This is a genomic window from Mammaliicoccus lentus (genome assembly GCF_002902755.1).
Lineage (GTDB): Bacteria > Bacillota > Bacilli > Staphylococcales > Staphylococcaceae > Mammaliicoccus > Mammaliicoccus lentus.
In genome coordinates, this window is sequence record NZ_PPRS01000003.1 from 129,954 (window position 1) to 146,124 (window position 16,171).

At 31.6% G+C, this 16,171-nt stretch carries 14 protein-coding genes; 4 read left to right on the forward strand and 10 right to left on the reverse strand.

Annotated features, from left to right (window positions below):
• Positions 1–76: 76 nt before the first annotated feature.
• The 4 genes from CD135_RS01210 to CD135_RS01225 form a co-directional block, all read right to left on the reverse strand.
• Positions 77–1,591 carry an ABC transporter permease/substrate-binding protein gene (locus CD135_RS01210; RefSeq protein WP_064204696.1) on the reverse strand — a complete coding sequence of 505 codons (1,515 nt, stop codon included), beginning with the start codon at positions 1,589–1,591 and terminating at the stop codon, positions 77–79.
• On the reverse strand, positions 1,591–2,550 hold the full coding sequence (locus CD135_RS01215; protein ID WP_017000373.1) for an ABC transporter ATP-binding protein: 960 nt from the start codon (positions 2,548–2,550) through the stop codon (positions 1,591–1,593). The genes CD135_RS01210 and CD135_RS01215 overlap by 1 nt, the downstream gene beginning before the upstream one ends.
• Before the next feature lie 91 nt (positions 2,551–2,641).
• Entirely contained in the window at positions 2,642–4,420 is a 1,779-nt protein-coding gene (recQ, locus tag CD135_RS01220; RefSeq protein ID WP_017000374.1) for a DNA helicase RecQ, read from the reverse strand.
• A 21-nt stretch (positions 4,421–4,441) separates the two neighbouring features.
• Positions 4,442–6,313, reverse strand: coding sequence for an ABC-F family ATP-binding cassette domain-containing protein (locus CD135_RS01225; protein WP_103268629.1), 1,872 nt, complete (start codon positions 6,311–6,313; stop codon positions 4,442–4,444).
• Positions 6,314–6,398: 85 nt separating this feature from the next.
• Between CD135_RS01225 and CD135_RS01230 the strand changes: the two genes are divergently transcribed.
• Positions 6,399–7,214, forward strand: coding sequence for a ZIP family metal transporter (locus tag CD135_RS01230; protein ID WP_017000376.1), 816 nt, complete (start codon positions 6,399–6,401; stop codon positions 7,212–7,214).
• Positions 7,215–7,322: 108 nt separating this feature from the next.
• On the opposite strand, the gene ltaS is transcribed toward CD135_RS01230, so the two are convergent.
• The 5 genes from ltaS to CD135_RS01260 form a co-directional block, all read right to left on the reverse strand.
• Entirely contained in the window at positions 7,323–9,263 is a 1,941-nt protein-coding gene (gene ltaS, locus CD135_RS01235; RefSeq protein WP_103268630.1) for a polyglycerol-phosphate lipoteichoic acid synthase LtaS, read from the reverse strand.
• A 182-nt stretch (positions 9,264–9,445) separates the two neighbouring features.
• The gene (locus CD135_RS01240) at positions 9,446–10,468 is read right to left on the reverse strand and encodes a 5-oxoprolinase subunit C family protein (protein ID WP_103268631.1); all 1,023 of its coding nucleotides are present in this window, start codon (positions 10,466–10,468) and stop codon (positions 9,446–9,448) included.
• A complete protein-coding gene (locus tag CD135_RS01245) occupies positions 10,459–11,160 on the reverse strand; it encodes a carboxyltransferase domain-containing protein (RefSeq protein WP_017000379.1) in 702 nt (233 codons plus the stop codon). The genes CD135_RS01240 and CD135_RS01245 overlap by 10 nt, the downstream gene beginning before the upstream one ends.
• 313 nt (positions 11,161–11,473) lie before the next feature.
• Positions 11,474–13,222 (reverse strand): bifunctional chorismate-binding protein/class IV aminotransferase, encoded by a 1,749-nt coding sequence (locus tag CD135_RS01255; RefSeq protein ID WP_103268632.1) that lies wholly within the window; start codon positions 13,220–13,222, stop codon positions 11,474–11,476.
• Entirely contained in the window at positions 13,200–13,805 is a 606-nt protein-coding gene (locus tag CD135_RS01260) for an anthranilate synthase component II (protein ID WP_167543713.1), read from the reverse strand. Before CD135_RS01260 ends, CD135_RS01255 begins: the two co-directional genes overlap by 23 nt.
• A gap of 203 nt (positions 13,806–14,008) precedes the next feature.
• On the opposite strand from CD135_RS01260, the gene queC reads away from it, so the two are divergent.
• From queC to queE, 3 genes are read left to right on the forward strand one after another with little or no spacing between them, the layout of a single operon-like run.
• On the forward strand, positions 14,009–14,677 hold the full coding sequence (queC, locus tag CD135_RS01265) for a 7-cyano-7-deazaguanine synthase QueC (RefSeq protein WP_103268634.1): 669 nt from the start codon (positions 14,009–14,011) through the stop codon (positions 14,675–14,677).
• Complete coding sequence (gene queD, locus CD135_RS01270) at positions 14,677–15,108, forward strand: 6-carboxytetrahydropterin synthase QueD (protein WP_103268635.1); 432 nt, start codon at positions 14,677–14,679, stop codon at positions 15,106–15,108. Before queC ends, queD begins: the two co-directional genes overlap by 1 nt.
• Entirely contained in the window at positions 15,101–15,811 is a 711-nt protein-coding gene (gene queE, locus CD135_RS01275) for a 7-carboxy-7-deazaguanine synthase QueE (protein WP_103268636.1), read from the forward strand. The genes queD and queE overlap by 8 nt, the downstream gene beginning before the upstream one ends.
• Before the next feature lie 49 nt (positions 15,812–15,860).
• Here queE and CD135_RS01280 read toward each other — a convergent pair whose 3' ends face one another.
• Positions 15,861–16,166: a hypothetical protein gene (locus CD135_RS01280; protein ID WP_103268637.1), complete on the reverse strand. Its 306-nt coding sequence runs from the start codon at positions 16,164–16,166 to the stop codon at positions 15,861–15,863.
• Positions 16,167–16,171 lie beyond the last annotated feature (5 nt).

The following is a 16,171-nucleotide window of genomic DNA, read 5'->3' on the forward strand; positions in this document are numbered from 1 at the left end:
GGCTGAGTCATTTGTTTATGTCTCAGCCTCAATTAAATAATATTATAGACCTAACCATTTTCATAAATCAATGGCTTTAGTCAATTAGATTATTCTTCTTTAAATATTCTTCTGCAACTTGATATGCATCTTCATCTTTTACCGTAACACGATAATTCATTTCTTGCATTTCTTCGTCACTAATTTTACCTTTTAATTTGTTCATTGCTTTCACTACATCAGGATGCTTTTCAACAGTTTCTTTTTTCATCATTGGTGCGCCTTGATATGGTGGGAATAACTTTTTGTCATCTTCTAATACAACCATGCCATATTCTTTTAATTCAGCATCTGTTGAATATGCATCTATTAAGTCAATATCATTACTTTCAATCGCTTGATAACGTAATTTAGGTTCCATTGTTTTTACATCATTGAATTTCAAGTTGTATTTATTTTGAATGCCTTTATAACCATCTTCACGGTCGTTAAATTCTAGCGTAAAGCCTGGTCTAATATCATCTTCAACTTTTTTCAAATCAGAAATAGTTTTTAAATTATGTTTTTTAGCATATTCTTCTTTAACTGCTAAAGCATACGTGTTGTTGTATTTCATAGGTTCTAACAATTGCATATCAAATTTCTTTTCTAAACTATCATTTGCTTGATTATATACATCTTTTTCTGTTGTTGATTTAGGTGTTTCTTTAGTTAATTCTCCTAATACAGTACCAGTGAATTCAAGATATCCGTCCACCTCATTAGATTTTAAAGCATTAAATAAGAATGAAGTCTTACCCATTCCAGCCTTCACATTTACCGTATTATCTGTTTCATCTTCAATTAAAATTTTATACATATTTGTGATAACTTCTGGTTCAGAGCCTAATTTACCTGCTAATGTAATTTTTTCACCTTTTTGTCCAAATAAAGGAGCGATAATTGTTATTAAGAAAACAAGTAAAATTGCGCCTAGAATAATAATCGATTTCTTGTATGAAATTTTCTCTAACATTCTTAAGAATACGTCGAAGAATATAGCAAGAATTGCAGCTGGTATCGCACCTAATAATATGAGTGATGAATTATTACGATCAATACCGAGTAAAATTAAATCCCCTAGTCCTCCTGCACCAATTAAAGCTGCTAACGTAGCAGTACCAATAATTAATACCATAGCTGTTCTAATACCAGCCATCATTACTGGCATAGCGAGTGGTAATTCGACTTTAGAAAGTCTTCTACCTGTTTTCATTCCTATACCTCTAGCCGCTTCAATAAGGGAAGGATCTACTTCTTTGATTCCTGTATATGTATTTCTTAAGATTGGTAATAATGCGTAAATAACCAATGCAATTATAGCTGGAATACGACCAATACCAAACAATGGAATCATCAACCCTAGCAAGGCTAGCGAAGGGATTGTTTGGAGAACTGCCGCAATGTTAATTACAACTTCAGCAATTTTATCTGTTTTCGTAAGTAAAATACCTAATGGAACAGCGATAACAACTGCAATAAGTAAAGCAATAAACGATAATTGAATATGTTCCAGTAACGTTTCTAGCAATTGTCCTTTTCTACTAGATAATGTTTCGAATAATACATTCATTATGAAACACCTCTATTCTTATCAGCTAAGTAACTAAAAACATACTGCCTAGTTACAATATGGCTTGGTTCCTCTTCGCCTTTATCCATTACAATTGCTTCATGTTCAGCTAACAATCCATATATATCATCAATGGTTTGTGTTGGTGTTACTTTAGGATAAACATCTATAGAAGTTGGATGAACTTCTGAAATAGGTTGCGCGATATCTCCTAACTGTACTTGTTTTAGTACATGAGCATCCATATTACCAATAAATGATTTAACAAATTCATTTTTAGGATGGTGAATAAAATCTTCTGTTGTGCCAATTTGCTCAACATGTCCCTCATTTAAGAGGCAAATACGGTCTCCCATTTTCATCGCTTCTTCTATATCATGTGTGACAAAGATAATTGTCTTGTTAATTTCAGATTGCAACTTCAGTACATCATCTTGTAAATTTTTACGACTAATTGGATCTAAAGCGCTGAATGGTTCATCCATAAGTACTACCGGCGGATCTGAAGCCAAGGCTCTTATAACACCGATTCTTTGTTGTTGTCCACCTGATAATTCACTAGGGTATCGATCTCTAAATGTATCTGGGTCTAACCCTACCATATTCAATAATTCATCAACGCGTTTTGCAATATCTTGTTTTTTCCACTTTTTCATTTCAGGTACTTGTGAAATATTTTCTTTAATCGTCATATGTGGGAATAAAGCAATTTGTTGTAATACATAACCTATATCCCATCTCATTTCAGAAACATCATAATCACTAATTGGTTTATCATTAAAATAAATATATCCATCTGATAAATGAATCAAGCGATTAATCATTTTAAGCGTCGTTGTTTTCCCACACCCCGACGGCCCGATTAATACAAAAAATTCCCCTTTATCTACGTTGAAACTAACGTTATCAACCGCTTTTTTAGTACCATATAATTTTGAAACATTTTTAAATTTAATCATCCCAATATACCCCACATTTCCTTTTATTGTTCAAAATTAGATTTATCTTTATAATCATTTACCCTCAATAAACAATAAAATTCATTGTTTTTTAAATTGGTTGTTTATATTTTTTAATTGTATCAATAAATATTGGACAATAGTGTTTTAATTTATAACTACCTATTCCATCTATCATAATCATTTCTTTTTTAGATTCAGGTAGGCGTTTCGCAAATTGTTCTAAAATTTGGTCAGAAAAGATAGATAACGGGGATACTTCTAACTCTTTACTTAAGTCTTTTCTAACTTCAACTAGACGATTAAATAATGAGCGGTCTACATCTGTTATTGTTTGTATATCTACAATCTCTTTAGGTTTAGATTTAAATGGTGTTGTCATAATTTGTACATTACCTCTTAAAACTTCCATCGCTGATTGGTCAACACTCAATACTTCTTTATATTCATTTAAATATCCTTTAAACCTTAACTCGTCTAATAAATGGTGACATTCGTTTGTAGTATAATCTTTTAGTATTCCATAAGTACTTAGCTCTTCATACCCTAAAGATGTTATCTGAGTTGATTTCTCACCTCTAAGTACTTGTATAATCATATTCCTTTTTTCTTGTTGTTTTAATCTCGCAATGCAACTTAAAATTTTCTGTGCTTCAGTAGTCATATCGTATGATTTTTTAGCTTCTAAACAACTTGAACATCTTCCACACTCTTCAAGTTTTTCATCAGGGTTGAAATAATGAATCATCATCGCTTCAAGGCATTTCGTTGTCTTCGTGTATTGAATCATTTGTCTTAACTTCTCGCCTTGTTTTTCTTTATATTCATCATCCGCTTGGCTAGAAGAAATAAAGAATTTTTGTAAATCAATATCTCTATCAGAGAATAGCAATATACATTCACTGTCTAATTGATCTCGTCCTGCTCTACCTGCTTCTTGATAATAAGACTCGATGTCTTGAGGCATATTATAATGAATCACAAATCTCACATTAGATTTATCTATTCCCATTCCGAAAGCATTGGTAGCGACTGCTAATTTTATATCATCATCTATAAATTTTCTTTGTGCACGTTCTCTTTCTTCTTTCGGCAAACCAGCGTGATACATAACATTTTTTATATCTAAATCGTCAAAAGTCTCACTAAGTTGTTCTACTTGTTTTCTTGTTGAACAATAAATGATGCCTGATTGATTAATATGACTTTTTACATAATCTTTGACGAAGTTCAATCTTTGGTACGTACTATTTACTTTAAATGTTAAATTTTCACGTTTAATAGAAGTTTCAACAATATCTTGTTCTGCTATTCCTAGTTTCTGTGAAATATCTTCTTGTACTTCTTGAGTAGCCGTAGCAGTTAATGCAACTAATCTAAAATGATGTGGTAAACTCATAACATGAGTTATCACTTCTTGATAACTCGGCCTAAAATCATGTCCCCATTTAGATATACAATGGGCTTCATCAAATGCTATAAGTTGAATATTACATTTATTTATTAATTGTACAAATTGTGGTTGATTAAAGCGCTCTGGTGCAATATATAGGAATTTAACTTGTCCTGAAACAAGTTCTCTTTCTACTCTATTCTTCTCTTTATTTGTTAATGTACTATTTAAAAATTCAGCTTTAATCCCCATAGACCTTAAGCTGTCAACTTGGTCTTTCATTAAGGAGATTAAAGGACTGATGACAATTGTTACGCCATCTAAATAAAGTCCTGGTACTTGATAACAAATTGATTTACCTCCGCCAGTCGGCATAACACCTAATGTTGGTCGATGATCAATCACTTTATCAATAATTTCTTTCTGTCCATCTCTAAATTGTTGATACCCAAAGTATTCTTTTAAAATATTTTGCATCTATATTACACCTCTATATGCTTATAATCTGTCTGATAAGGATGACCAACGCATATAATCCTCTTCATATTGCGTTTCAATCGATGTCTTTTCTTGAGTCAATTCGTTTAATTTCTCATAGTTTGTAGCGTTATCTATCATTTCTTGTTCTATTTCTTCTAATCTTGTTTCGATATATTCTATATTATTTTCTAATTCTTCTAGTTCTCTTTTCTCTTTGAATGATAACCTTGCGTTCGCTTTTGGTTTCTCTTCTTGTTTAACTTCAGCTTTATGTTGTTGATTAGCTTTTTTATCTAATTCACGTTTATAAGCTAAATAATCTTCAAAAGTGCCTAACAATGGTTCTACTTGTTTATCATGTATATACCAATATTTATTAGCCACTTTATTTAAGAAGTATCTATCGTGACTAACTGTAATTACAGTTCCGCCAAATTCTGTAATATACGCTTCTAAAATTGTAAGTGTTTCTGTATCTAAATCATTAGTCGGTTCATCTAGTATAAGAACATTTGGTTCATGGACTAATAATTTTAATAAATATAAACGTTTTTGCTCTCCACCTGAAAGTTTATTAATTTGAGTACCATGTGTTTGACTAGGGAATAAGAAACGTTCTAGTAACTGCGTAACAGATACTACAGTACCATCTTTTTCTTTTGCCACTTCACTTTCTGCTCTTAAGTAATCAATCATTCTTTCATCAGAACTCAAACTATCATCTTGTTGTTTGAAATAAGCAATTTTAACAGTTTGACCAGTAATTAAGTTGCCTTGATATGACTGATCTAAACCACTAATAATGTTAAGCAAAGTCGTTTTACCCACTCCATTTTCACCGACAATACCTATTCGGTCTCCTTTTTGTATGATTGTAGTGAAGTTTTCAAATAGTGTTTTATCACCTATAGATTTTGTAATGTCTTCTAGCTCAAATACTTGTTTCCCTAATCGAGAATGAGCTAAGTTAAGACTTGCTTCACCTTGAGTTTTCTTATTAGATAAATCTTCTTCTAGAGTATTAAACCTTTGTATTCTCGCTTGTTGTTTAGTAGATCTTGCTTTAGCGCCTTGTCTCATCCAATGTAATTCTTGTCTATATAGCGCTTTTTTCTTTGTATGTTGTTGAGCTTCTATTTCTTCTTTTTCTGCTCTTGCTTGAATATATGCTTCATAATTACCAGGATAACTTGTCAGTTTTCCATTAGACAACTCAACGATACGTGAAGCAACTTGATTTAAGAAGTGACGATCATGCGTAACGAACATAATGGTATGTGGGTATTGTTTAATATAATTTACAAGCCATTCTATACCTTCTATATCTAAATGGTTTGTTGGTTCATCTAATAAAAGCAAATCAGGTTTACGTATTAATTCTTTAGCTAATGCTACACGTTTCTTCTGACCACCACTTAATTCAGATATTTTTTTGTGGTAGTCATTTATACCTAATTTTGATAAAATTGTTTTGACCTCTGCACTGTAATCCCAGGCGTTCAATCTATCCATATGAGATTGATATTCCATCATTAAATCAAGGTCTTTAGATTCACCAGTTTGTTGATATTTATTCAATGCATTTTCATAATTTGCTATAACCTTCGTCATCTCTGTTTCATTATTTAGTACTTCATCTATTACAGATAAAGTTCCATTTAATTCAGGTTTTTGGCTAGCATATGCAATTTGATATTGATTAGGGTAAGATGTCTTTGCATCATAATCATCATCTATATTCGCGATGACCTTTAGCAAAGTACTCTTACCAGTTCCGTTAATGCCAACAAGTCCTATTCGTTCTTTATAAGAAATGGATAAATCCAAATCATTAAATATAACTTTATCACCATATTGTTTATTAAGGTGTTCAATTTTATATGCTTCCATGTTTTTACATCCTTTAGTTTTCTCAGTTTTCAATTAATATATTATACACTCTTTTTACAATAAAAGATACGAAGGAGCACAAACAATGCAAGAGTTTTTTACAACGCTTCCACCATATTTACAAGCATTATTAGCAGGTATTATCACTTGGCTACTTACAGCTTTTGGATCGTCATTTGTTTATTTATTTAAGAACATAGATACAAAAGTTATAAATACAATGCAAGGGTTTGCAGCAGGTGTGATGATAGCTGCTAGTTTTTGGTCTTTATTACAACCTTCTATAGATCAAAGTTCAGATTCAGCCATGCCTTGGTTACCAGCTGCAATTGGTTTCTTACTAGGTGGGGTTTTCATTAGATTATTAGACTTTGTCATTCCACATGCGCACCAAAATGCACCTGATAAAAGCCAAAGAGTTGAAGGACCAGACACTAAACTTGGAAAGAATACATTATTATTCTTAGCCATCACTCTACACAATATTCCTGAAGGTATGGCAATAGGTGTAGCTTTTGGAGGTGTTGCTACAGGTAATGAAGGTGCTACTTTATTAGGTGCACTTGGTTTAGCGATTGGTATTGGTATACAAAACATACCTGAAGGCGCAGCATTATCTATGCCTATACGTGCCTCTGGTCTTTCAAGGTGGAAAGCATTTAACTATGGACAAGCTTCAGCGCTAGTTGAACCAGTATTTGCAATGTTAGGCGCATTATTAGTAGTTCTTGCCACGCCTATATTACCGTATGCATTAGCTTTTGCAGCAGGTGCGATGATATTTGTTGTCGTTGAAGAATTAATACCAGAATCACAATCAGGAAATAATACAGATTTAGCAACATTAGGATTAATGGGTGGATTTACGATTATGATGATATTAGATGTTGCATTAGGATAAACAGCAAATTGAACAATAAAAATAAGCATATCACTTTTCAACTAATATATTAGTTAAGTGATATGCTTATTTATTTTAAATTAAGACTTATGTCTCAAACTATTTTTCTTATTCTTCTTGATAGCCATTGCCAGATTTATATTCATAGCTTGATGGTTTTATTTTCTTGAAGTCTGGATTGTCATAGAATCTGAATAAGTCACCATGTAATAACTGATCTGACAATTCAAGTTCTTTTTCTACTTTATTTTTATTTTCTTGTAAGTCTTGCGGTTTAGTCTTCATCGGTTTGTTAGTCTTATTATCATAAACTGCGCTACCTATTGATTTATACTCAGGTGTAATGAAGTCACCATTTCTAAATGCTACTGTTTCATCGTGACCTTTTGATAATAAGTCTGTACCAAACATGATGTAGTTACTAGCGTCAATGCCTAATACATCTAGTAATGTAGGCATAACGTCTACTTGACCACCATAAGTTTCATCAACTCCACCTTCTAATCCAGGAACTTTCATAAAGAACGGTGTTCTATTTAAGTCCATAAATTTAGCAGGTGTAATCTCATCTTCACCTAATAGGTTTGCCATGGCTTTGTTATGGTTCTCAGAGATACCATAATGGTCACCGTAAATCATTATAACAGAGTCATCATAAAGACCTTCTTTTTTAAGTTGATTCACAAATTCTTCTAACGACTCATCTAAATAACGCGCTGTTTGAACGTAACCATCAAGCGTCGCACTACCTGTGTTTGGTTTTTCAATCGTTGCATCTTCTTTACTTAATGTAAATGGATAATGGTTAGTTAACGTAATTAAATGAGAGTAGAATGGTTCTTTCTGCTCTTTAAGATGTGCAATCGACTCGTCGAAGAACACTTTATCTTTAAGACCTAAGTTTTCTTGATTCTCTTGTTTCATGTCGTAATACGTTGCATCATAAAACTTATCAACACCAAAATGTTTATACACTTGATCTCTATTCCAGAATGTTTTGTAGTCACCGTGCATCACAGATGTTTCATAACCTTGTTTCTGGTTTAAAATCGCTGGTAGAGATTGATAAGTGTTATCTCCTTTTAATGAGAAAGCTGAACCTTGCGGAAGCCCGTAAATACTATTATCCATCGTTAACTCTGAATCGGCAGTCTTACCTTGTCCAGTTTGATGGAAAAAGTTTGGATAATATTTATATCCTTTATCACCTTTAGCAAGTGAGTTCAAGAATGGTGTAACTTCTTCCCCATTAACTTTAAAATCAATTAAGAATGATTGGAAACTTTCTAAATGAATTTTAATGACGTTTTTATCTTTGGCTATACCAAATGTTTCTTTACTAGGTTTTTGATATTTTTGCTTAGCATAATTTTTAACTTCAGTTAGATCATCTTCACTAGCTAACGCTTTTTGAGAGTTATTTTGAACTGTTTTAACACCATCATATACTGTGAAATTATATGGACCTAAATATTTAACTAAATATTTATGATCGAATGTTCTAGTAAGTAATTCTGGTCTATCAGCTTCAGCAAAAGCCAAATTTAAAAATGCTAATGCTACCGCAACGCCCATTACTACTGGAACGAACTTCTTAGGGAATGCTTTTGTATTAAGCCACTTGCTCTTAAATACAAGAACAAATAAGAATATAATCGTATCAGTGAAGTAAATAAAGTCGTACCATGAGAATGAACTATATACAGCACCAGACATAGATTCAACGTTACTTACTTGGTTCAATGTACTAAATGTTAAAAAGTCAGAGAAGAATCTAAAGTACACAACATTCGCATATAACAGGAATGTTAGTATAAATCCTCCTATGAAAATAAACCAATAAGATTTACGCCCTTTAAAGAATAAAAACACACTTAATATTAATGCAACTAAGCTATATGGGTTCATTAATAGTATAAAATTTTGTACTAGTCCCTTTACCCCAAGTGACAAGTCCACATAATAGGCAAAATAAGTCTTCAACGCAATCGCTAAAACGGTTAGCAAGAAGAACGTAAAGACGCCTATCTTCCTATTTTTTGATTTCATACCTTTCCTCCGTATCTCAACTCACATCAATTTCCTTTATAAATTCATTACAAATTATTGACCGTTGTAATATTCTTGTAATATTAATAGATGTTCAGTATTATAATTTATACTACTTTACAAAAAAATTCAACTAAAAACCTATATCTACCACAAAAAATGTGTAAAAGTACATATAACCGTCACATTTTATGTTTCGATTGTTTTTGCATTTCTTCTTGTAATTTATATTTTATGCCTGTCTTTATTTGTTTTACAAATTGTGCATGTTTTTTCATATTTTTTTCAGCTTCTTCAATACTTAATGTCCTAAAGATTATTTTGGAACCTTGTTTTTTCTGTGCAAGTTTATCTATGTGATATGAGGCAATAGTCCCTAGTTGAGGGTAGCTTGATAATGATTGATGATCATTCAACATAATAACGAGTTGATTTTCTTCATTTAATAAAACTGTACCTTTTTTAACGCTTAAGAATGATTGATCGTTAATTTCTCTATTAACGATTGATTCTCCCTCTAACGTTAATCCTGTTCTATTAAAACGATTGGATACCTTATACACTCTATTTTCTAGATTTTTTATTTCATCTTGTTTGAAATGTGACATACCTTCTCCTGAAATAATATGGAAGATGTCCGTGAAATAATTTAAAGCAAGTGTATATTGGTCTATACCCCAATCTGCCGTTTTAGTTTCTTCTAAATTGGCGAATAGTTTCTTTTGTAATGGTGAATAATTTCTAAAAAGCTCTATTTCATCGCCTTGTTGCAATAAACGTCCTTTATGTCCACCCATTCCTAATCTAATACTAGTAGATTTTGAACCTAACCATTCATCAGCCACTATTCCCCCTGCTATTGCAAGATATACCCTAGTACCTTTATGAGCATCCTCAAAACTGAGTACTTCTCCTTTATTCATTAAATGAATTTTATACGGTAATATTTTCTTGTCATCACGATATGCAGGAAAATGTGCACCGGTAATTGCAATTAATGTTGGTTCTGTAAATTGTATACTCGGCATTTTAAAAGTCATTTCTAACAATGCTTCATCTTCATCATTACCTACTAACATATTTGCTAATCTATGATTAAGTTGATCAATGGAACCATTTTTCACGATACCAATATGTTGGAATTTTTGTCTACCTAAATCTTGAATTGAAGTGTATAGACCAGGTTCTCTCATAATTAGTGACATGGTTTATACCCTCCACTCTCAATTGTTTCTCTATCTACAACATTTAAAACAACATCGTCACCAAAGTTTAATTTACATTTACTTTCTTCTCTATCAAACATTTCAACTTCTGTCCAACCTATAACTGGCCAACTACCATTTGTATCTGTAGTCGTAATAAAAAGCTTATCTCTTTCAATACATAAAGATCCTTTAGGAATAAATTGTTTATAACCCGAATTTTTAGAATGCAATCTGTGGCTTAACCCCGATAAGTATGGACAGCCTGGTGTGTGGCCAATCATAGAAACAAAGTATGTTCTTGATTCTAAAACTTGTATTTGTTCTTCATCTGACAAATCAGTTAGACCGTCAAAATCAGGCCCATATATCCCGCCTACAACCACATCGATTTCAACAGCAGTCTTACGAACTTCTCTATCCTTTAAGTCTTCTTTCTTTTTCTTAATTATACCTTCTATTAATTCATGCATATAATTGAAAGGTTGAGAAATATCATGATTCATCATCATATTATATGGGTGATAAACAACCATTAAACTATTTTCACTTGGTATAACCTCATCGATAAATGGCATATTTTTGTTTAGTATGTCCATTCTAAATTCATTTATTTCGTGCGTTAATTGTCTAGAAGGTTCTCTATCACTCATAACAGTTAGAGCAGAATCACCTTTAGGATATATGCGCATATAAAGACACCTCATTCTGTTTCGCTATATCATGTACCATTACTTGCGATAAAACACATCTGTTAAGTCTATAAAAACAGACGTAATTTGATTAACAAATAAACCTACAAATAATATTGATATCGCAAATCCTATATATAGAAAAGCAAAACTCTTCTTATTATTGTTTCTTCTCAAATGTGTTAACACAATATTCTTCATGTAAAAAACAACTAAAATGATAATTATTAAATATAATAATGCTAAGAACATTTATTTTCACCCGTCCTTATAAGATGGTATCTATTTTACTATTTGTCATCATAGATTGCCATCAAAATTTTAAATCTATCTCTATCCATTCTCTCAAACTATTAATCATAAACAGTTTAATTTTACGATTTTTAATACCATCTAATAACATATCCTTATTTATAATTCGTTCTTTTATTATTTCATCTCTTAGTAAAGATTGTCTCATACATCCATTTAAAATTTGATTACTAAATGGTGGTGTGAAGTAATCACCATCTTCAAAAATAACGACATTTCCAATATCAAACTCGGTTATTTGATTTTCTTCATTATAATATAATACAACATTCGTTTCATGTGAGTGTTCAAAATGCTTTCGCGCAGTAGTCTTATTGATTTTATATAACGTCGGAACTTCTTTAGCAAGCATTAATTGTGCTGTAAATGGTTTATTAGTATTACTCAATTCATTTATTTCCACTTGAAAATCTCCTAAGCGGTCCAATTCAATCCTTAACTTATATGTACCATTTGAGTGATTTTCTAAAGCGGTATCCAGTACATCATCCCATTGATTACGGTTAAAAGGGATATTCAATTCAGCAGCGCTTTTTTCAATTCTTCGAGTATGTTCTTTACGCCTGCTTACTTTTCCATTTTCAATACGTATAGTTTCTATTAAATGAACATTTGGATTATCTAGTATTTTTGTTTTCATTTTAAATTCTTTTATTTCTGCGTGAGGATTTGAATCAATTGTTATACCCGCCCCAACACCGTAGATGGATTTATCTTTCTTGTTTTGTATTGTACGAATTGGAACATTAAAAATATTTCTGCCATCAGGTAACATTAAACCGATTGTTCCACAATAAACACCTCTCGGTAATGTTTCAAGTTCATGAATAATTTTCATAGTTGATTCTTTAGGAGCGCCAGTTATCGATCCACACGGGAATAAAGCTTGTAATATATGATATAGACTTTGATTAGAGGAAATTTCGCTATAAATCGTACTCGTCATTTGATATACGGTCTTATATTTCTCAATCATAAATAAATCGGTTGTTTTTACTGTACCTGTTTTAGAAATTTTACTTAAATCATTTCTTAATAAATCCACAATCATAACATTCTCAGCTTTATCTTTATTAGATTGATTAAGAACATCGAAATTAATTTTATCTTCTTCGTTATTTTGTCCTCTAGCAATTGTACCTTTCATTGGTTTCGTAACAATGCAATTATTTTTATTACGATATGGACCAGTTTGGAAGAATAGTTCGGGTGATACCGAAATAATGCTTTCATTATCGTTCTCGATATATGCTTGATAATCACCATTTGATTCATAAGTTAATAATTTAAAATAATGATAAGGTTTTTTTATACGGTTTCCTATTAAACGCGTCGTATAGTTCACTTGATAAGTGTTTCCTTTAATAATTTCATTATGTATGAAATGTATATTAGATTGTATCGTTTCTTCACTATCAACTGGGTGCCAATTTATATTTTTTAAAGATGTTTCATAAGCAGACTCATTTTCAAATTGATTAACAGGACTTTTATAAACTTGTAACGATCCGTAGTTTTCTTGATCATTATATACTTGCAATGCTTTATCGAAAGCTGGCGCACTTTCATAAGGTAAACTTAAGACTACATAATAACCACTACTCTGATAATACTCTGCTTTATTTATTAATTTTTCAACCTCTTCGATAGTATTAGCAACCATATAATAAATAGGTTTTTCAAACTTTAAATTTAATTTTTCTATATTATCTTTATCATTGATATATTTAAATTGTATATGTGCTTTCAACTTCAACACCTACCTTCGTAAGAAAATTTGCAATTTGCTCTTTGCCAAATTCGCTCAAAATAGATTCAGGATGATATTGAACCGCTTCAATTGGTAAGCTTTTGTGTCTTATTGCCATTGGAATATTCCCCTCAACCGTCCATGCTGAAATAATAAATTCATCTGGAATACAAGTATCATCTGCTATTAATGAATGATACCTCGTTACATTAAATGAAGACGGTAAGTTTTGGTATATTCCTTTACCATCATGTTTAATAGCAGCAACATGACCATGAATAGGCTTTTGACCGTTTACTATTTTTCCATTAAACGTAGCTATTAATAACTGAAACCCTAAGCAAACACCTAAAATAGGTATGTGTTTATGTATTTGATACAAATTTTCCATCAGCTTTGGATAATCGTTAGGGTGTCCCGGACCTGGTGAAACAATAACAGATTTAGGGTTTAAACTATTAAGCATATCTATATTGATATCTTCATTTTTATAAATTCTAATTTTTTCATTAATAGTAATAATTTTTAAATATTCGATAATGTTGTATGTAAAAGAATCATGGTTGTCTATCATAATAATCATAAAAATACCTTCACTTTGTTTATTATTTTCAGACCTATCATACCATATCATAAACTTGCTTTTACAATTTGATTGTATTATCATTTGTATATTCAATAAACTAAGAGGTTCCTAGCTCATACCCTCTATAAAAAACTAGACACTTCGTCTACCTTTTTTATAGAAGGCAGGCTTTTTTTATGCCTTTTTAAAGGAGAAAGATTATGTCAGAAACATTAAAAAATGATAAAGCACTTGTCGTTTTTAGCGGTGGTCAAGACAGTACGACATGTATGTTTTATGCGAAAGAAAATTTTAAAGAAGTAGAACTCCTTACTTTTCAATACGGACAAAGACATGATTTAGAAATAGAAGTAGCAGAAAATATTGCTAAAGAACAAGGTTTGAAACATCATATTCTGGACATGTCACTACTTTCACAATTATCTCCAAACGCTTTAACAGATCACAATATGGAAATCGAAAATAATGAAGATGGTATACCAAACACATTCGTACCAGCTAGAAATTTATTATTCTTATCATTTGCTGGTGCACTTGCTTACCAAATCGGTGCTAAACATATCATCACTGGCGTTTGTGAAACAGACTTTAGCGGTTATCCAGATTGTAGAGATAGTTTTATTAAATCTATGAACTTATCTCTTAATTTATCAATGGACAAAGATTTTGTTATACATACACCTCTTATGTGGCTTAACAAACAAGAAACATGGGCGTTGAGTGATGAATTAGGTGCACTTGATTATGTTCGTGAACGTACATTAACTTGTTATAACGGTGTTATAGCTGACGGATGTGGTGAATGTCCTGCATGCAAATTAAGAAATCAAGGTTTATCACAGTACCTTGAATTGAAAGGAAGTCTATAATGTTACAACAAATATACCCTAGCGTTCAGCATCCATATGCTTTTGAACTAAATAAAGACTTTAATTTTTCAAGCGCACATTACATTCCTTATGAAGAATCTGGAAAATGCCATAATGTTCATGGGCATACATATTTCATTAATTTAACAATCGCTGGTGATGAATTGGACAAAATGGGATTTTTAGTGAATTTCAGTGAATTAAAATCACTTATACACAAGAGATATGACCATCGTTTATTAAATGATTTCGAAGAGTTTAAAGACAACAGCCCTTCAACAGAGCAAGTTGCTCAAACAATATATAATATTGTACAAGAATCATTAGATAATCGTGATAATAAACCTAAATGTGTACAAGTCTTTGTTAGAGAGACACCAACAAGTTATGTCGTTTATCGTCCTGTGAAACAGGGTGAAAATAATGCCTAAAATTCCTGTACTTGAAATATTTGGTCCGACTATACAAGGAGAAGGCTCGGTTATTGGAAGAAAAACCATGTTTGTTAGAACAAGTGGTTGTGATTATAGATGTAGTTGGTGTGATTCAAGCTTTACTTGGGATGGTTCTGCTAAAGACGATATTCGACTACTAGAACCTGAACAAATCCTTTCAGAACTAGATCAACTTGCTCCTAATCAATATCAACATGTCACTATTTCTGGTGGTAATCCAGCTTTAATTAAAAATATCGGCCCTCTTGTTGAAGCATTTAAAGAAAGAAAGATTCAAACTGCGCTAGAAACACAAGGTTCTAAATTTCAAGAATGGATGGTGGATATAGACGACTTAACAATCAGTCCTAAACCACCAAGCTCTGGTATGAAACCAAGTCTACCTATTTTGGATGACGTGATTTCAAAATGTACTAAAGAGAGTTTATCTTTAAAAGTTGTCATATTCGATGATGAAGATTATAAATTTGCTAAAGATATTCACGCTCGATACCCAGACATTCCGTTTTATTTACAAGTTGGAAACCCTTATTTAGATGATAGTGTTTCAAATCACACAGAGAAATTACTAAGTAAATACGAAGAACTTATAGATAAAGTCATGAACGATACACTAAACGATATATATGTATTGCCACAATTGCATACATTACTATGGAGCAATAAAAAAGGCGTATAGCCAGAAGTCTCCAACCCTAGTCATCCTTGCCGGGGTGGGACTACGAAATCTATTTATTAAAATGAGATTTCTGTCCCACCCCCTCTTTTTTATTAGATCCAATCAGTTTATAAATCCCATAAATTGCGACACCCACTATAATATATAACCACCAAGGTATGTATACTTTAGTCATATCTCCAAATGCTATATTTGGTCCTATAATTATAATAGCTGGTATTATCCCTACTATAATTCCACCATATAAGCTTTCTTTTAACATTTTATACTTAGATTTATCAAAAATATATTTTTGAATAATACGAAATAAAGCTTTTACGATAAAGAATCCCGCAATAGGTACTATTATTAACATTGATA